Origin of the sequence: Streptomyces paludis (assembly GCF_003344965.1) — a bacterium.
GTDB lineage: Bacteria > Actinomycetota > Actinomycetes > Streptomycetales > Streptomycetaceae > Streptomyces > Streptomyces paludis.
The window spans coordinates 7,145,657-7,162,335 of record NZ_CP031194.1 but is presented as its reverse complement, the minus strand read 5'-3'; the positions used below and the strand labels follow the sequence as shown (position 1 = coordinate 7,162,335).

The 16,679-nt window shown below is 73.8% G+C and carries 14 protein-coding genes; 3 read left to right on the top strand and 11 right to left on the bottom strand.

Annotated elements, in window-relative coordinates:
* Position 1: 1 nt before the first annotated feature.
* Together DVK44_RS31610 and DVK44_RS31605 are read right to left on the bottom strand one after the other, a co-directional pair.
* Positions 2 to 784 (bottom strand): SDR family oxidoreductase, encoded by a 783-nt coding sequence (locus tag DVK44_RS31610; RefSeq protein ID WP_114664045.1) that lies wholly within the window; start codon positions 782 to 784, stop codon positions 2 to 4.
* Positions 781 to 1,869, bottom strand: coding sequence for a zinc-dependent alcohol dehydrogenase (locus DVK44_RS31605; protein WP_162794144.1), 1,089 nt, complete (start codon positions 1,867 to 1,869; stop codon positions 781 to 783). The genes DVK44_RS31610 and DVK44_RS31605 overlap by 4 nt, the downstream gene beginning before the upstream one ends.
* 118 nt (positions 1,870 to 1,987) lie before the next feature.
* Between DVK44_RS31605 and DVK44_RS31600 the strand changes: the two genes are divergently transcribed.
* Both DVK44_RS31600 and DVK44_RS31595 read left to right on the top strand, forming a co-directional pair.
* Entirely contained in the window at positions 1,988 to 3,172 is a 1,185-nt protein-coding gene (locus DVK44_RS31600; protein ID WP_114664043.1) for an enolase C-terminal domain-like protein, read from the top strand.
* A 69-nt stretch (positions 3,173 to 3,241) separates the two neighbouring features.
* On the top strand, positions 3,242 to 3,910 hold the full coding sequence (locus tag DVK44_RS31595) for a zf-HC2 domain-containing protein (RefSeq protein ID WP_114664042.1): 669 nt from the start codon (positions 3,242 to 3,244) through the stop codon (positions 3,908 to 3,910).
* A gap of 14 nt (positions 3,911 to 3,924) precedes the next feature.
* On the opposite strand, the gene DVK44_RS31590 is transcribed toward DVK44_RS31595, so the two are convergent.
* Positions 3,925 to 4,800 (bottom strand): Fpg/Nei family DNA glycosylase, encoded by an 876-nt coding sequence (locus DVK44_RS31590; RefSeq protein ID WP_114664041.1) that lies wholly within the window; start codon positions 4,798 to 4,800, stop codon positions 3,925 to 3,927.
* 139 nt (positions 4,801 to 4,939) lie between these two features.
* On the opposite strand from DVK44_RS31590, the gene DVK44_RS31585 reads away from it, so the two are divergent.
* On the top strand, positions 4,940 to 5,659 hold the full coding sequence (locus DVK44_RS31585; protein WP_228447447.1) for an alpha/beta hydrolase: 720 nt from the start codon (positions 4,940 to 4,942) through the stop codon (positions 5,657 to 5,659).
* Here DVK44_RS31585 and DVK44_RS31580 read toward each other — a convergent pair.
* From DVK44_RS31580 to DVK44_RS31550, 8 genes are all read right to left on the bottom strand, one after another.
* Positions 5,613 to 6,554, bottom strand: a complete 942-nt coding sequence (locus DVK44_RS31580) for an amidohydrolase family protein (protein ID WP_114664040.1) — start codon at positions 6,552 to 6,554, stop codon at positions 5,613 to 5,615. The genes DVK44_RS31585 and DVK44_RS31580 overlap by 47 nt on opposite strands.
* The gene (locus tag DVK44_RS31575) at positions 6,551 to 7,570 is read right to left on the bottom strand and encodes an aldo/keto reductase (protein ID WP_114664039.1); all 1,020 of its coding nucleotides are present in this window, start codon (positions 7,568 to 7,570) and stop codon (positions 6,551 to 6,553) included. The genes DVK44_RS31580 and DVK44_RS31575 overlap by 4 nt, the downstream gene beginning before the upstream one ends.
* A gap of 84 nt (positions 7,571 to 7,654) precedes the next feature.
* Positions 7,655 to 9,727: a SpoIIE family protein phosphatase gene (locus tag DVK44_RS31570; RefSeq protein ID WP_114664038.1), complete on the bottom strand. Its 2,073-nt coding sequence runs from the start codon at positions 9,725 to 9,727 to the stop codon at positions 7,655 to 7,657.
* A 39-nt stretch (positions 9,728 to 9,766) separates the two neighbouring features.
* Complete coding sequence (locus DVK44_RS31565) at positions 9,767 to 10,873, bottom strand: DUF6777 domain-containing protein (protein WP_114664037.1); 1,107 nt, start codon at positions 10,871 to 10,873, stop codon at positions 9,767 to 9,769.
* Positions 10,874 to 11,036: 163 nt separating this feature from the next.
* The gene (locus DVK44_RS36855; protein WP_181957574.1) at positions 11,037 to 11,210 is read right to left on the bottom strand and encodes a hypothetical protein; all 174 of its coding nucleotides are present in this window, start codon (positions 11,208 to 11,210) and stop codon (positions 11,037 to 11,039) included.
* A 262-nt stretch (positions 11,211 to 11,472) separates the two neighbouring features.
* Positions 11,473 to 12,978 carry an SDR family NAD(P)-dependent oxidoreductase gene (locus tag DVK44_RS31560; RefSeq protein WP_114664036.1) on the bottom strand — a complete coding sequence of 502 codons (1,506 nt, stop codon included), beginning with the start codon at positions 12,976 to 12,978 and terminating at the stop codon, positions 11,473 to 11,475.
* Between the two features lie 188 nt (positions 12,979 to 13,166).
* Positions 13,167 to 13,934: a GNAT family N-acetyltransferase gene (locus DVK44_RS31555; protein WP_114664035.1), complete on the bottom strand. Its 768-nt coding sequence runs from the start codon at positions 13,932 to 13,934 to the stop codon at positions 13,167 to 13,169.
* A 101-nt stretch (positions 13,935 to 14,035) separates the two neighbouring features.
* On the bottom strand, positions 14,036 to 16,633 hold the full coding sequence (locus DVK44_RS31550) for a PA14 domain-containing protein (protein WP_114664034.1): 2,598 nt from the start codon (positions 16,631 to 16,633) through the stop codon (positions 14,036 to 14,038).
* Between the last annotated feature and the right edge of the window lie 46 nt (positions 16,634 to 16,679).

The window sequence follows — 16,679 nt, the reverse complement described above, 5'->3', positions numbered from 1 at the left end:
GTCAGCCTCCGCTCGGCGGGTACGCGCTGTGGTCGACGTACATCCGGTTCCAGACCGGGGTGACGACCATTTCGTTGACGCAGACGTTGCGCGGCAGCGCGGTGACGGAGGCGATGACGTCCGCCACGTCGGCGGGGACGAGCATGCGGGCGATCTCCTCGTCGGGCGGCGGTACCGGCCGGGTGCGCAGGATCGGGGTGTCGACCTCGCCGGGGCAGAGGTGGGTGGCGCGGATTCCGGAGCGGCCCTCCTGGTCGTTGAGGGTCTCGACCAGGGCGCCGAGCGCCGTCTTGCTGCCGCTGTAGGCGGCGCCCGCCGCCGACATGTAGTGCCGGCCGGCCCAGGAGGACACGATGATCAGCTGTCCGAAGCCGGCGGTACGGAAGCCGGGCAGGACGGCGAGGACACAGCGGACCACCGCGTTGAGGTTGGTGTCGACGACCCGGGCGAAGTCGGCGCCGGTGAGGTCGGCCCACCAGCGGTTGGGGACGTTGGTCCCGGCCGAGCAGACGAGCACCTCCAGTGGCGCCGCGCCGGCGGTGACGGCGGCATACGCGGCCGTCACGGACGCGTCGTCGGTGACATCGACCGGTACGGCGACGGCCTGTCCGCCCGCGTCGGTGATCGCGGCGACGGTCTCGGCTAGCAGGGCCTCGCGGCGGCCGGAGACGGCGACGCGGTAGCCGTCGCGGGCCAGGCGCAGCGCGGTGGCCCGGCCGATGCCGCTGCCGCCGCCGATGACCCAGGCGCCGGGGGTCACGGGGTGACCGGTGGGGTGGTTCATACGGTGTCCCGGTTTCCGAGGGGGCGGTGGTCCGCGGTGCCGCGGCCCGGTTCGATCAGTACCTTCACGCTGCCCTCGCCGCGGCCCGCCGCCTCGAAGGCGGCGGCGGATTCACCGAGCGGGAAGGTACGGACGGGCAGCCGGCCCAGTCCCAGCGCGTCCGCCTCGATCAGGCCGATGGCCGCGGTGAAGTCGTCCCGCCCGTACACCCGGGTGCCGATCAGCCGGTGTTCGGCGAAGTTGACCGCACGGAGGTCCACGGCCGGCGGGGACTTGTAGACGCCGACGACGACGATCGTGCCCTGGATGCGCGCGGTCGCGGTCAGCTGGAGCGCGACGGCCGGGTGCCCGGCCGAGTCGAAGACGAGGTCGGCGCCGTCGCCTCCCGTACGGCCGCGGATCTGGTCCGGGGTGTCCGGCCCGGCGTCCAGGGTGGCGAAGCCGTACTCCTCGGCGACCGAGCGCCGCCAGGCGTTGGGTTCGACGAGGACGATGTCCCCGGCGCCGCGGTGCCGGGCGACGAGTGCGGTGAAGAGCCCGATCGGGCCCGCGCCGAAGACCGCGACGGACTCGCCGCCGGTCAGTCCCGAGCGGGCGACCGCGTGCACGGCGACGGCCAGCGGTTCGGCGAGCGCCGCGAGTCCGGGCGCCACCGAGGCGTCCACCGGGTGGACGGCGGCGGCCCGCACGGCGATGTACTCGGCGAGTCCGCCGGGCTCGTCCACGCCGTACAGCCCGAGCGCGGCGCAGACGTGCGAGTTCCCGGAGGCGCAGGCGCGGCACGGCGGTACGGTCCCGCGGTCGGCGCAGGCGATGAGCGGCCGGACCGCGACCCGGGTCCCCGCCGGGGGCGCGTCCGGGGCGTCCGCGGCGGCGACGGTGCCGGTGAACTCGTGCCCGAGGATCACACCGGGCTCGGCCCGCGCGTGCTGTCCCCGCAGAATCGCCAGGTCGGATCCGCACACCCCGACCCGGTCCACCCGGACCAGGACGCGGCCGGGACCCACGGCCGGGATCGGCACCTCGCGTTCGTCCAGCAGGCCGGCCCCGGCCCACGAGACGGCACGCATTGTTCCGGTGTCCACAATGTCCTCCGTGTTGCATATATTGCAATGGCTTCGCGATATGTGCAAAACATAGGTCGATCGGGTTTATGGTGTCAACGGGCCGGACGGGTCCGTCCTGCTGGAGAGAGGAAGATCAGTGGAGATCATCAGCGTCGAAGCACGGCACATCGCCCGCTCGATGTGGGGCGACTTCTGGCAGCAGCAGAAGAGCGTCCGGGGGCCGAGCCCGATGAACGGCTTCCCCCGCCGGGGCGACGGCTGGTCCTGGTACACCTGGCCGCAGGGCGTCGTGGTCGTCCGGGTCACGCTCGCCGACGGCACCACCGGAATCGGCTACTCGGAGGACGGCATCGGCGCCGCCACCCTCATGGTCAACGGACACCTCGGGCGCATCGCGACCGGACTGGACGCGCGGGCGACCGAGCAGATCTGGGAGCAGCTGTACCGGTCATCGATCGTGTACGGGCGCAAGGGCGCCGCGATCGAGGCCATCAGCGCCCTCGACATCGCGGTCTGGGACGCGGTCGGCAAGTCGCTGGGGCAGCCGGTGTACCAGCTGCTCGGCGGCCACCACGGCCGGCCGGTCCGCGCGTACGCCAGCAAGGTCCAGCCGGACGACGACCCGGCCGAGGTCCGGCGCATGGCCCGCGACTACGCCGACCGCGGCTACACCGGCGTCAAGGCGAACTGGCCGTACGGTCCGGCCGACGGCCGCCGGGGGCTGCTCGCCAACCTCCGCCACATCGAGACCATCCGCGGCGAACTGCCCGACGAGGTCGAGCTGATGAGCGACGCCTACATGGGCTGGGACCGCGCCTTCGCCGTCGAGATGCTGCGCGGGCTGGCCGGCATGGGGCTGCGCTGGGTCGAGGAGCCGCTGATCCCCGACGATGTCGCGGGCCACGCGATGCTCCGCGAGCTGGGCCTGGTGCCCATCGCGACCGGCGAGCACGAGTTCACCCGGTACGGCTTCCAGACCCTCATCGACGCCGGCGCCGCCGATGTGCTCCAGCCCGATGTGCACCGGGTCGGCGGGATCACCGAGCTGCGGCGGGTCTGCCAGATGGCCTCCGGCGCCGGACTCGACGTCATCCCGCACGTCTACTCCGCGGCCACGCTCCATGTGGTGCTCTCCCAGCCCGGCTGCACCTGGATCGAACACCTCACCAACCCGTCCTACTGGGGGCGCGACCAGCGGGTCGAGCCGCTGTTCCTCGGCGAACCGGCGGTGACCGACGGCGCTCCCGAGCTGCCGACCGAGCCCGGGATCGGTCTGCGGATCAATGTGAAGGCACTGCCGGAACTGTCCGACTGGGCCTGATCCGGGGAGAGTTGAATTCGGGGGCAGAACGCTTTGAGTGATTCCGCGCCTCGCTGCGTAACAGAGAACATGCGGACCTTGGACCTCCATCGTGATGTCGGCGCCTACGCACTCGGGGTGCTGGACGCCTCGGACGCCTTCCGCTTCGAAGATCATCTGATGGTCTGCCCGCAGTGCACCCTGCTGCTGGCCGACTTCGGTGGAGTGAAGGCGCAGCTCGACCAGTACGCCCGCCAGACCCCGGCAGAGGTGGCGCCCTACGCTGTCGCGAGCCCGGAGCTGCTGGCCGGGCTGCTCGACCGTACGGCCGCCGGCCGGCGCCGGAGCCGCCGACGGCGGTTCGTGCTGGCGGCCGCCGCGGCGGTGCTCATGGTGGGCGGCCCCCTGGCCGTCCTCGGAGCGGCGCCGTCCGGCACGAGCGACCCGGGCGAACCCGGCACCGTCAAGTGGACCGCCTCGGACGGCACCACCGGGACCTCGGCCGTCGTGACGACGGCCGAGACCGACTGGGGCACGGACGTCGGCCTCGAACTCGTCCGCCCCGGCGCCACCGAGGTGTGCGCCCTGGTGGCGGTGGGCCGCGACGGCTCGAAGGAGACCGTCATGACCTGGGCGTCCCACGCGCAGGACGGCGGCCGGCTGGTCACCCGGGGCGGGGCGGCGCTGCGCCCGGGCGAGATCGCCCGCTTCGAGGTACGGGCCTCGGACGGACGGCTGGTGGTGGCCATCGGCGAATGACCGTACGGGCGGCCCTACTTGAGCAGCCGGGACATCCTCCGGTCGGCGAGCGGCCGGCCGCCCGTCTGGCAGGTGGGGCAGTACTGGAGCGACGAGTCGCTGAAGGACACCTCCCGGATCGTGTCGCCGCAGACCGGACACGCCTCACCCGTCCGGCCGTGCACCCGCAGCCCGCTCCGCTTCTCCGCCTTGAGCCGCCCCGCGGCCACCCCGCGCGAGCGCTCGACGGCCTCGCGCAGGGTGTCGCGCAGCGCCTCGTACAGGGTGGTGATCTCGTCCTCGGAGAGGTTCGCCACCGGCTTGAAGGGCGACATGCGCGCCGCGTGCAGGATCTCGTCGCTGTACGCGTTGCCGATCCCGGCGATCAGCCGCTGATCGCGCAGCGCGCCCTTGATCCGCCGCCGCTCCCCCGCGAGCAGCCCCGCCAGGGCCGTCCGGTCGAAGGAGGCGGCGAGCGGATCGGGGCCGAGCCGGGCGATCCCGGGGACCTCGGCCGGGTCCCGTACGAGATGGACGGCGAGACGCTTGGCGGTGCCCGCCTCCGTGAGATCGAAGCCGTCACCGCCGGCGAGTACGGTCCGCAGGGCCAGCGGGTTCCGGCCCGGCCGCGGCGGCTCGGCGGGGAAGGAGTCCTTCCAGCGCAGCCAGCCCGCCCGGGCCAGATGGACCGCCAGGTGCAGCGCACCCCCCGGGACGTCCCCCGCGACGAGGTCGAGATACTTGCCGTGGCGGCCGACCGCCGTCACGGTCGCGCCCTCCAGCGCGGCGAGTGGGGGATCGTACGTCTTCAGGGCATTGACCGTCAGCGGCAGGACACGGACGATTTCCTTGCCCACCAGGTGGCCGTCGAGAAACTCCCGCAATGCTTCGACCTCGGGTACTTCCGGCATACATCCAGCGTGCCGCAGGCCCCGCGCGACCGCCCGGCGGGACCGGGGGCGGGCAATCCCGGACCGCCTCGGCCACGAAGACCGGGAAAGGGTGTTCACCGGGCCCCCGGGGAACACCGCCGCAGGAAGGAAGGCCCACGTGCTCAAGAGCGACAGCCGAACCGCCGTCCGGCCCGCCCTGGTCCTCGACAGAACGGCCGCGCGGCCCCGCGCCGTCGTCCTGCTGCTGCACGGCGGGCGCGCCGACAGCATGGCCGCGCCCGCCCGGCTGAACCCGGCGGCGGCGCGGATGCTGCCGTTCACCCGCGCCGTGCTGAAGGCCACCGAGGGGTGCGATGTGGTGGTGGGCCGGGTCCGCTACCGGCACCGGGGGTGGAACGGCAGCCGCGCGGACGCGGCGCGCGACGCGCTCCGGGCGCTGGACGAGCTGGCCCAGCTGGTGGGCACGGTCCCGGTGGTGCTCGTGGGGCACTCGATGGGCGGCCGGGCGGTGCTGGCCGCCGCCGGGCACGAGCGGGTGACCGGGGTGGTCGGGCTCGCCCCCTGGTGCCCGCCGGACGAGCCGGTGGAGCAGCTCGCCGGCCGCCGGGTGGTGCTGCTCCACAGCGACAGGGACCGGGTGACGGATCCGCGCGGCAGCGTCGAACTCGCCGCCCGGGCCAGGGCCGCGGGCTCGGACGCCTGCGCCGTGCTGCTCGCCGGCAGCGATCACGCGATGCTGCGCCGGGCCCGTACCTGGCACGCGCTGGCCACCGGCTCGGTCACCGCGCTGCTGGGGATGAACCCGTTCCCCGAGGCGGTGGGAGAGGCGTTCACGCGGGCGGCCGGGGGCCGGACGGAGCCGGTACGGCGGGCGTAGAGGCTGCTGTCCGGCTGAGCCCGTAGACGCGGCGCGCGGTCCCGGCGAAGACCGCGCCGCGCTCGTCCTCGCTCAGCCCGTCCGTCACCGTACGGGCCGCCGCCAGCACCTCCCCGTACGTGGCGGCGAGCCGGCACACCGGCCAGTCGGAGCCGAACATCAGCCGGCCGGGGCCGAACGCGTCGAGCGCGGTGTCCGCGTACGGCCGCAGCCCCTCGGCCGTCCACCCGTCCCACGCCGCCTCGGTGACCAGCCCGGAGAGCTTGCAGACGGTACGGGGCAGGGCGGCCAGCGCCCGGAGGTGCCCGGCCCAGGGCGTGAGCGCGCCGGTGGCGACGGGCGGCTTGCCCAGGTGGTCGAGGACGAGCCGGAGGCCGGGCAGCAGCCGCGCCGCCCGCACGGCGGCGGGCAGCTGGCGCGGATACACCAGCAGGTCGTACGCGAGCCCCGCGTCGGCCACGGCGCGCAGCCCGCGCAGCACCTCGGGGCGGAGCAGCCACTCGGGATCGGCCTCGCCCTGGACCGGATGGCGGATGCCGGCCAGCTTGTGCCCGCCGGGCAGCTCCCGCAGCGCGGCGAGCCGGTCCGCGACATCCGGCGCGGTGAGGTCGGTCCAGCCGACGACGCCCGCGATCAGCTCGCTGGAGGCGGCGGTGGCGAGGAGTTCGGGGGTCTCGCCGGGGTCGGCGACGGTCTGGACGAGGACCGTGCCGCTCACCCCGGCGGCGACCGCCTCGGCCGTCAGCTCGGCGAGGGTGAAGTCCCGTGCGATGGGGGCCATTTCGGGGCCGGTGATCCAGTCCTGGTCGCGTACGGACAGATCCCAGAGGTGGTGGTGGGCGTCGATCAGTCCGCCACTGGCCTGCACGGCTCCGGCGGGCACGGCTCCGCTCATCGGCCGGCCTCCCCGAACTCCCCGAACTCCTCGCGCTGGTCCAACAGCAGTCCCTCGGCGCGCAGTTCGGCCCACAGGTCGTCGGGGACCGTACGCTCCATCAGCTCTGCCGTGTCCCGTACCTCCGCCGCCGAGCGGGTGCCGACCAGGACTGTGGCCACGGCCGGGTGGCGCCGCGGGTAGTGCAGGGCGGCGGCCCGCAGCGGGAGCCCGTACCGGCGGGTGACGGCGTCCATGCGCAGCGCGCGGGCGGCCAGTTGGGGCGGGGCGGCGGTGTAGTCGTAGGGGGCGCCGGGGCGCGGGTCGGCGAGCAGCCCGGAGTTGAAGACCCCGCCGACGACGACGCTCCGGCCGCGCGCGGCGGCCTCGGGGAGCAGTTCGAGGAGCGCCGACGGGTCGAGCAGGGTGAAGCGTCCCGCGCACAGGACGACATCGGCGTCGGTGTCGCGGAGGAACCGGGTGAGCAGCTCGTTCTGGTTCATCCCGGCACCGATCGCGCCGATGACGCCTTCGCCGCGCAGCCGCTCCAGCGCCGGGTACGCCTCGGTGAGGGCGGCTTCCGCGTGGTCGTCGGGGTCGTGCAGATAGACGATGTCGAAGCGGTCGAGACCGGTCCGCAGCAGGCTCTCCTCGATGCTCCGCCGTACGCCGTCGGCGCTGAAGTCCCAGACGCGCCGGTGGGTGGCCGGCACGGCGAAGCCGTTGTCCAGGTCGTCGCCGACGGGGAGCGCGCCGCCCGTGCCCGGCGCGGGTTCCAGGAGCCGGCCGACCTTGGTGGAGACGGTGAACCCGTCGCGGGGCCGGTCGCGCAGGGCCGCGCCGAGCCGGCACTCGGAGAGGCCGAGGCCGTAGTGGGGCGCGGTGTCGAAGTAGCGGATGCCCGCGTCCCAGGCGGCGTCGACCGCCGCCCGTGCCTCCTCCTCGCCGACCGGGGTGTAGAGATTGCCGATCCCGGCGGCTCCGAAGGAGAGTCCGGTCACCCGGACCGTGCTGTTCCCCAGCGTGGTGTGCCGCATCGCGCCCCCTGTGGTGTCCTCGTCGTCTGTCGAGTTCCGAATATTCATCGGATGACTGGCGCCGTCAACACCCAGGAAGTCCGTTCAGCGCGCGGGCCGGTCCGGGACCCGGAACTCGCACCACACGCACTTGCCGCTGCCGCGCGACTCCACGCCCCAGCCGTCGGCCAGCTGGTCCACCAGCAGCAGCCCGCGCCCCGAGGTGCCCGACTCCCCCGCGTCACGGCGGTGCGGCAGGGCGCTGGAGCCGTCCTCCACCTCGACCCTGATCCGCCGCTCCGCCCCGGGCAGCACCCGTACGACGACGGTCGCCGCGCTGCTCGCGTGCATCAGCGCATTCGTGATCAGCTCGTCGGCGGTCAGCTCGATCTCATCGGACCTCTCCCGGGCACCCCAGGCGGTCACCGCCGCCCGGATCATGTGGCGCACGGTGGAGAGCGCCTCGGGGTCGCCCTGCGGGACGTAGCGCTGGAGCCGTCCGGCCGAGCGGACGGGCCGGGCCCCGCCCCGGCGCAGCAGCAGGACGGCGACATCGTCCTCGCCGCCGCGCGCGTCGACCACCTCGCAGAGCCGGTCGGCGAGCAGCTGGAGATCGCGCGGGCCGTCCGCGACCAGCGAGGCGAGCAGCTGCATCCCGTCGTCGAGATCGGCGCCCGGCTGCTCGACCAGGCCGTCGGTGTAGAGCAGGAGGCTCTGGCCGGGGTCCAGTTCGACGGTCTCGACCGGGTACTCCAGCGCGCCGAAGGCCGCCGAGAGCCCGAGCGGCAGCCCGCCGGGCACCGGCAGCCGGCGGCAGCTGCCGTCGGCCTCCCTGACGAGCGGATCGACATGTCCGGCCCGGACCAGCTGGATCAGTCCCGTGGTCAGGTCGGCCTCCGCGTAGACGCAGGTCGCGAAGCGGTCGGTGTCGAGTTCGTGCAGGAAGACGGAGGCGCGGGCCATCACGGTGGCCGGGATGTGCCCCTCGGCCGCGTAGGCGCGCAGCACGATACGGAGCTGTCCCATGACGGCGGCGGCGTGCGTGTCATGGCCCTGTACGTCGCCGATGACCGCGCCGACCCGGCCGCCGGGCAGCGGGATCACGTCGTACCAGTCGCCGCCGATGTCCCGGCCGAGCCGGGCGGACCGGTACCGTACGGCGATCTCGGCGCCCTCCACGGCGGGGATACGGCGGGGCAGCATCGCCTGCTGGAGCCCCTCCGCGAGGTCGTGCTCCTGCTCGAAGAGCATGGCACGCTGGAGGCTCTGGGCGATGCTGCTGCCGAGCGCGACCAGCAGATTGCGGTCCTCGGCGGTGAAGCCGCCCTCGTCCTTGTAGAGCAGTCCGATGGCGCCGATGGGGCGGGCCTGGGCGATCAGCGGCAGATAGGCGGCCTTGTGGATGCCGAGGTCGCCGATGTGCGGCCACAGGAGCGGGTAGGACGCGGCGAACTCCTCGGCGGACTCGATGAAGCGCGGCGCGAGGGTCCGTACCACCTCGCTCATCGGATAGCCCTCGTCGGTGCGGGTGACCCGGGTGCCGGGCACGTACGAGCCCTCGGGTCCCTCCGCGACCAGATGGATACGGCCGGCCTCCATCAGGCCCATGACCAGGCTGGTGGCGCCGAGGTGGGCGAGGCCGTGGGAGTCCTTGAGCACGTCGATGACGTCCTGGACCGTTCTGGCGTGCGCGAGCGCGGCGGTGGTGCCCTCCACGACGCTCGTCTGCACCCGGCGCACGGCGTTCAGTTCGAGCCGGGCGGCCGAGTCGGCCAGCTCCTGGGTCGCGTCGCGGATGACGCCGATGACGCGGAAGGGCCGGCCGTTCTCGTCGCGGCGGATGGCGCCCTGGGTGTGGGCCCAGTAGAGGGTGCCGTCGCGCCGCCGTACCCGGACGTACGCCCCGTAGTTCGCGCTGCCGTCGCGGAACGCCTGCTCCACGACCAGATCGAGCCGGTTGACCTCGCTCTGCGGGATCCAGGGCGCCAGGCCCCGGATCCGGCCGTCGAACTCGCCGGGGCGCAGTCCGAGGACATCGAGGGCCGGCGCGTCGAGGTGGAGGAGCCCGCTGGCGATGTCCCAGTCGAAGGTGCCCATCCGGTTGAGGGAGAGACTGATGTCCGGGTGGACGGGCCAGTCGTCGGGGAGCGACAGGGGACCCCTTACCCGTTCAGCCATGGAGACACTCTGTCATCATTTGTCGGATTCTTCGAGCGATCAGCCCTGGACGGGGTCGGGGCCGGTGAGCACTCCCGCGTCCGCGCCGGGCTGCTCCCCGTCGGGCAGCGGCCCGAACAGCTCGCCGTCCCCGGTGCCGTCACCGGCCGCATCGGCCACCGGCGCCGGGTCGTCGTCCGGGACCGCGATCGGGGCCCGGCCGGGCGGGTTCGCCCCGCCGGACGGTACGGCGCCGGAGGGCGCGGGGGACGGCGCGGCGGGGGCGAGCGCGTCCGGCGGCGGGACCGCGTCGGCGTCGGTCACATCGGCCTCGGGGCCGTAGGCGGGCGGGACCGCCGGGACGATGTCCTCCCCGCCGTCGGTGCCGATCCGCCGCTCCAGCCAGCCGCCGCCGGCGGTGTCGGCGATCACGAGACCGGCCAGGGCCTCGTCGGAGGGGCGGACGACGACGACCCGTTCGGCCCGGTAGTCCGGCCACCGGTCCCCCCGGTACTCGACCGATCCCGGGACGGGGACCGGCGGGCTCAGCGGGTTCCCCGAGGCGCAGCGGACCCTCGGCAGCCCCCGGCCGTCGACCAGTACGGCGGTGCCCTTCTGGAGGACGGCCTGGAAGGAGGTGGCGGCCCCGGCGCGGTGGCCGTGGTCCGTCACCCGGACATCGGCCCGCAGGGTGACCGGGGTGAGGGCGTGCAGGAAGTCGGGGACGGACTCCTTGCCGATCCCGGCCCCCCGCGCGAAGGCACGGGAGACCGCCGGGTCCTCGGTCAGCTGCCGCGCCCGGCGTGCGGTGTCGCAGCCCGCGCCGGCCGTGCCCCCGTAGAGCCCGGGGGTGGAGCCGGGCAGCGCGCGCGGGGTACGGGGTACGGCGCCGGCCCGGCGCTCCCCGGGCACGGCGCCCGGGCGCCCGCCGTCCGAGGCACTGTCCGGCGAGGCGGCGCCGGGGGACGGCCGGGAGGTCTCCCGGGGCGGGGCGGCGGCGGCCGGCCGGATGAACGGGTCGGGGCCCGCGGCGGCGGCCGGCTGGAGATACAGCTCCCGCTCCGCCGGGGTGTCCGTCCCGCCGCTCCCGCCGCAGCCCGCCGTGATCAGCACCCCCGCGGAGAGCGCGGCGAGCAGGGCACAGCGACGGCGGATGAGTGAGCGCACCGGGATCTCCCGTTCTGTCCTCCAGCGATACCGCTCCATATCTGCCGGACGCGGGGGCGGCCCGCAAGCGGAGGCGGCACGCACTACGCCGTCCGGTCCCGTACCGGGCCACTGCGGGGGTACGGGACCGGACGGCGTCGTCGGACCGGGGGGACGGGATACGTCAGTCGACGCCGGGCAGGATGTGCGGCTCGGCGAGGTCCTCCTCGTAACCGGCGAGTCTGATCGGGGCGGACCGGGCCCACACCTCAAGGTTCCCGATCTTGTCGGGCCCCCGGCGGTGCCGTTCGGCGGACTCCGCCGGACGTTCCTCGTACCGCTCGACTTCTGGTGTCACCGCGCACTCCTTCGTGTCGCGCAACTCTGGGACAGGGGCGGTTCCGTCGCGGTGGCGCCGTTTTCGGACGGGAACGGCCGTTGGTGGTGGGCCTGTCCCAGCGGTGCGGCCATGGGGATGGTGTACCCCCTGAAGTGATCGCTTGGCCGCCCGTGGGCACCAGAGTAACCAGATGAGCGGCCATGCGCTCTATAGGGCTGGCTTTCGGGTGACGTTCCGGCCAATCGGCCCACTCCCGGTGGACCGACGGGCCGGTGACGTTCTACCAGTTCGCGGGCGCGTAGTCCTTGAGGAAACAGCCGTAGAGGTCTTCCCCGCCCTCGCCGCGCACGATCGGGTCGTACACCCGCGCCGCGCCGTCGATCAGGTCCAGCGGGGCGTGGAAGCCCTCGTCGGCGAGGCGCATCTTGTCCGGATGCGGGCGCTCGTCGGTGATCCAGCCGGTGTCGACGGCTGTCATCAGGATGCGGTCGGACTCGAACATCTCCTGCGCGCTGGTGCGGGTGAGCATGTTCAGCGCGGCCTTCGCCATGTTCGTGTGCGGATGGCCCGCGCCCTTGTAGCCGCGGCTGAAGACGCCCTCCATGGCGGAGACGTTCACCACGTAGGCGCGGCCCGCCGCTGCCGCCGCGGCCATCGCCGGGCGCAGCCGGCTGATCAGGATGAACGGCGCCGTGGAGTTGCACAGCTGCACTTCGAGCAGCTCGACCGCGTCGACCTCGGAGACCGTCTGGACCCAGCTGTTGGAGTCGTGCAGATCCGGTACGAGACCGCCCGCGTCGATCGCGGTGCCCGCCTCGATCCGGGCGAGCGTCGCGGAGCCGCCGACCAGCGCTAGCCCGGTGATGTCGGAGGCGCTCAGCGGCGCGACCCCGGCGGCGGGCAGCACGGCCTGGGCGCCGCTGCCGAAGGCGCCGATGACCTGGGCGGCGGGCAGCTCGCCGGCGGGCGGCGGCGCGGACTCGGCGGCGAGGAGTTCGCGGTACGCCCCCGGGGAGCGGCGTACGGTCTGCGCGGCGTTGTTGATCAGGATGTCGAGCGGGCCGTCGGCGGCGACGGTGTCGGCGAGGGCGACGACCTGCGCCGGGTCGCGCAGATCGATGCCGACGATCTTGAGGCGGTGGATCCAGTCCGCGCTGTCCTCCATCGCCTTGAAGCGGCGGATCGCGTCACCGGGGAAGCGGGTGGTGATGGTGGTGTGCGCGCCGTCGCGCAGCAGCCGCAGCGCGATGTACATGCCGATCTTGGCCCGGCCGCCGGTGAGCAGCGCGCGCCGGCCGGTGAGGTCGGTACGGGCGTCGCGGCGGGCCCGGTTCTCGGCGGCGCACGGCTGGCAGAGCTGGTGGTAAAAGACGTCGACCTCGACATACCGGGTCTTGCAGATGTAGCAGGAGCGGGGGCGCTGGAGTATGCCCGCGATCTCGCCGCTGGCCGAGGAGGTGGGCAGCAGCCCCTGGGTCTCGTCGTCGATGCGCTCGGCGGAGCCGGTGGCGGTGGCCTCGGTGACGGCCTTGTCGTGGGCGGTCTTGGCGGCCCGGCGCTCCTGGCGGCGGCGCTGCTTGACCGTACGGTAGATTCCGGCGGTGGCCCGCCGGACGGCGATCGCGTCGGGGTGGTCGACGTCCAGCCGGTCGAGTTCGCCGAGGACGGCGAGGCAGACGGCCATCCGGTCGGGGTCGATGCCGGGACCGTGGGCGGGGGTCCCGCCGGACGCCTGGCCGGGCACCTGGCCGCCGCCGTACGCGGGGCTGTCCTCTGTCACCGTCATCGCTCGTGCCGTTCCTCGGTCGCTCGTGGGTCACCCGTGTGCCGGAGCCCCGAGAGGGGCCTGCGGGGCGTCAGCAAAATGCCGACATCTTATCCGGTCGCGCGGTACGGGTGCGCCACGGCGGCCGCCGCCCGCGCCGCGGCGGTCCCGGGCTGCCCCCGCTTCTCCCCGGCCCGCCCCTGCGCGTGTCAGGCGGGGACGCGGACGCCGAGGAAGCGGGTGCGGCGGCGCGGGGCGAAGCCGAGCGTCTCGTACAGCCTGATGGCGTTCGTGTTGTCGGCGGCGGCGTGCAGGAAGGCGGTCTCGCCGCGGGCCCGGATGCCGTCGGCGACCGCGAGGACGAGCCGGGCCGCGAGACCCCGGCCGCGGAACTCGGGGGCGGTGCAGACGGCGCTGATCTCGCTGAAGCCCTCGGGCCGCATCCGCTCCCCCGCCATCGCCACGAGGGCGCCCTCGTGGCGGATGCCGAGATAGGTGCCCATCTCGACCGTGCGCGGCAGGAAGGGGCCGGGCCGGGTGCGCTCCACCAGGCCGAGGATCTCCGGTACGTCGGCGGGGCCGAGGCGTACGGCCGCCGGGTCGGGCGCGGTGGCGGCGCCCGCGTCGACGAGCTGGACGCCGTCCGCCGCGAAGGTGATCTCCCAGCCGGCGGGCGGCGCGACGGTGTATCCGGCGAGCGCGAGGGATCCGCCGGGACCGGCGAGCGCGGCGGCCTCGGCCCAGAGCGCGCCGTCGCCGTCGCTGCCGTCGCCCGCGGCGAGGTCGTCGGGGAGCGCCAGCCACGGGGAGACGTCGGGCCGGTAGCGCAGCAGCCGGCCGTGCCGTTCCGCGAAGCGCGCGTGCGCTCCGGTGAGCGCGGAGTACGCGGGGTTGTCCAGCGGGTGTCCGGCCGTGCCGCGCCCGTCGGCGCGCTCCCCGCGCTCCGTGTCGCGTACGGACTGCTGGCTGCCACTCATGCGCCGACCTCGATCGTTGTCTCTCCCGGTAACAGAAGGAGAAGGCGGATCACCGGACGCGCTATTCCCGGAGGCCGGCGCATGAGTGGTTCAGCACACGGTCAGGAGGTGCCGCACGCCATCGTGGCGGGGTCCGCGGCCTCCTCGATCAGGGCCTCGTGAGCCGCCCTCAGCCGGTCCGCGTCCGGCTTCAGCACCTTGCGGTCGTAGGTGAGCAGTCCGTTCAACTCGCCCTCCACATCGGTGATCTGGGTGTAGACCGCGCCGTTCCCGCCCCGGCAGGCGAGCGCCCGTACCTTGCGGAGCCGGTCCAGATAGGCGTCGGTGTACGCGGTCTGGTCGACGCTCACATAGGTGTGGCGCACGGGCCAGGCGTGGCCCGGCACGGCGAGGCCGAGGCCGCCGTACTCGCCGCTGACCAGCGCCCGCCGGCCGTCGGGGGCGGGCAGCTGCGGATCCGGGTAGCCGTGGGCGTCGGCGATGTCGCCGTTGCCGCCGTCGACCGCGCCGCAGCAGTTGACCCCGCTCATGTTGTTGATCAGCCGGGTCGGGTCCCACGCCTTGGCCTGGTCCGCGATACGGGCCTGGTCGTACTGTCCCCAGCCCTCGTTGAAGGTGACCCACATGATCACCGAGGGGCTGTTGCCGTGCTGGTCGATCATCCGCTTCAGCTCGTGCTCGTACTGGGTCCGGGCCGCCGCGTCCGGGTTGACCGTGTTCATGGACGGCATGTCCTGCCACACCAGCAGTCCCAGCCGGTCCGCCCAGTAGAACCAGCGGTCGGGCTCGACCTTGATGTGTTTGCGTACGGAGTTGAAGCCGAGCCGCTTGTGCTCCTTGAGGTCGAAGGCGAGCGCCTCGTCGGTCGGCGCGGTGTGCAGCCCGTCGGGCCAGAAGCCCTGGTCGAGGGTGGCCATCAGAAAGACCGGGGTGCCGTTGAGCACGGTGCGCGGGGTGCCGTCGATCTTCTCGACGGCGATGGAGCGCATCCCGAAGTAGCTGCCGACGGTGTCGGTGCCGGCCCTGACCTCCAGCCGGTAGAGATGCGGATCGGCGGGCGACCAGAGGCGTGGGGCGCGCACGGGCAGGCTCAGCTCCGTACCGGCGCGGCCGGAGACCGTGCCCACCCGGCGCTTGCCGTCGTACGCGGTGGCCGTGACCGGCACCCCGGCCCGGATCCCGCGCACCTCGACGGCGAGCCGCTCGCCCGGGACGTCGGGGGTGAGCTTGAGGGAGCCGATGTGGTCGGCCGCGACGGGCTCCATCCAGACGGTCTGCCAGATACCGGAGGACGGGGTGTACCAGATACCGCTGGGGCTCAGGCGCTGCTTGCCCATCGGCGGGTTCTCGCCGCCGGCGGCGTCGGTCGGGTCGTACACGCCGACGATCAGCTCCTGGGCGCGGCCGGGCTTCAGCGCGTCGGTGACATCGACGGTGAACCGGTCGTAGCCGCCCTTGTGCCCGGCGACCCGGACGCCGTTGACATACACCTCGGCCTGCCAGTCGACTGCGTCGAAGTGGAGGTTCAGCCGCTTGCCCGCGCCGATCCGCCAGTCGCCCGGGACGGTGAACGTACGCCGGTACCACATCCGGTCCTCGTGCCGCTCGATACCGGAGAGCCGCGACTCCACGGGGTACGGGACGAGGATCCGCTCGGCCAGGGTCCGGCCCACCGGCGGGCTCTCGCCGCGCTCGGCGGCGGCGAACTGCCAGGTGCCGTTGAGACTGCGCCAGGCGGCGCGGGTGAGCTGGGGCCGGGGGTACTCGGGGTGCGCGTTGTCCGGGCCGACGTCCGCGGCCCAGGGGGTGCTCAGCTGGTACGTGGAGGTGTTGGGTCCGCCGCTCCAGAAGGCCCCGACCGGCGTGCCGGCCCGGGAGACGAGCCCGCCCGTGCCGTCGTAGCGCACATCGGCGCCGCCGCCCCTGCCGACGACGGGCTCCCCGAGCGCAATCAGCAGCCGCCGGGCGTCGTCCGGATCCGCGCGGAGCGCGCCGAGCGGCCAGCGCGCGCCGCCGATGACGGCCTCGAAGCCGGCGACGGCCCCGGCGGGCGGCGGGGCGAGTTCCTGGGCGAAGTCGAGGCGCAGGGTGCGGCCGTCGGGCAGGACGGTCGCGGCGAGGGCGCCGTCGTACGCGAAGCCGTCCGGCAGCCGGAACGCGGAGGAGGGGACGGGCCGCTTGGTGCCGCCGGGCTCGGTCCAGCGCAGATGGAGGTTGGCGCCTCCGGTGTGCTGGAAGTACTCGACCTTGATGTCGTGGGCGCGGCCCGCGGTGAGGTCGACGGGCGGGGCGGTCTGTTCCCTGTTCCATTCGTCGACCCAGTAATCGATGGTCAGCCGGCCGTCGATCCAGAGCCGGAATCCGTTGTCGCCGATGATCGAGAAGGTGTGGGCGCCGCTGGTGGCCGGGACGATCTTCCCGGTCCAGCGGACGCTGACATCGGTGGTCCGTCCGGTGGTGGCGCGCAGCCTCGGTTCGAGGTCGTCGAAGTCGATGGCGGGGTCGAAGGCGGTGGCCTTGAGCGTGTGGAAGTCGAAGGCTCCGGGGGCGGAGTGGGTGTAGTACTCGCCCTTGAGGCCATGGGGTCCGGCCGGGTCGTCCGAGGCGGATACGGAGGCGGAGGCGGCCGGGCCGGCGGCGAGTCCCGCGACGCCGAGAACGACGGCCAGTAAGAGGGCCAGTTTTCGTCGGATACGCACAGATCCTCCTGGTAAGGAGAGGGGGGCGGCTCACTGCGCAGAGCAG

Bases quoted from the DNA above. Each gene is read 5' to 3' on its own strand.
- DVK44_RS31575 (WP_114664039.1), bottom strand. From the start codon at position 7,570: ATGCGGCACACCACGCTGGGGAACAGCACGGTCCGGGTGACCGGACTC.
- DVK44_RS31570 (WP_114664038.1), bottom strand. From the start codon at position 9,727: ATGGCTGAACGGGTAAGGGGTCCCCTGTCGCTCCCCGACGACTGGCCC.
- DVK44_RS31580 (WP_114664040.1), bottom strand. From the start codon at position 6,554: ATGAGCGGAGCCGTGCCCGCCGGAGCCGTGCAGGCCAGTGGCGGACTG.
- DVK44_RS31610 (WP_114664045.1), bottom strand. From the start codon at position 784: ATGAACCACCCCACCGGTCACCCCGTGACCCCCGGCGCCTGGGTCATC.
- DVK44_RS31595 (WP_114664042.1), top strand. From the start codon at position 3,242: ATGCGGACCTTGGACCTCCATCGTGATGTCGGCGCCTACGCACTCGGG.
- DVK44_RS31590 (WP_114664041.1), bottom strand. From the start codon at position 4,800: ATGCCGGAAGTACCCGAGGTCGAAGCATTGCGGGAGTTTCTCGACGGC.
- DVK44_RS31560 (WP_114664036.1), bottom strand. From the start codon at position 12,978: ATGACGGTGACAGAGGACAGCCCCGCGTACGGCGGCGGCCAGGTGCCC.
- DVK44_RS31555 (WP_114664035.1), bottom strand. From the start codon at position 13,934: ATGAGTGGCAGCCAGCAGTCCGTACGCGACACGGAGCGCGGGGAGCGC.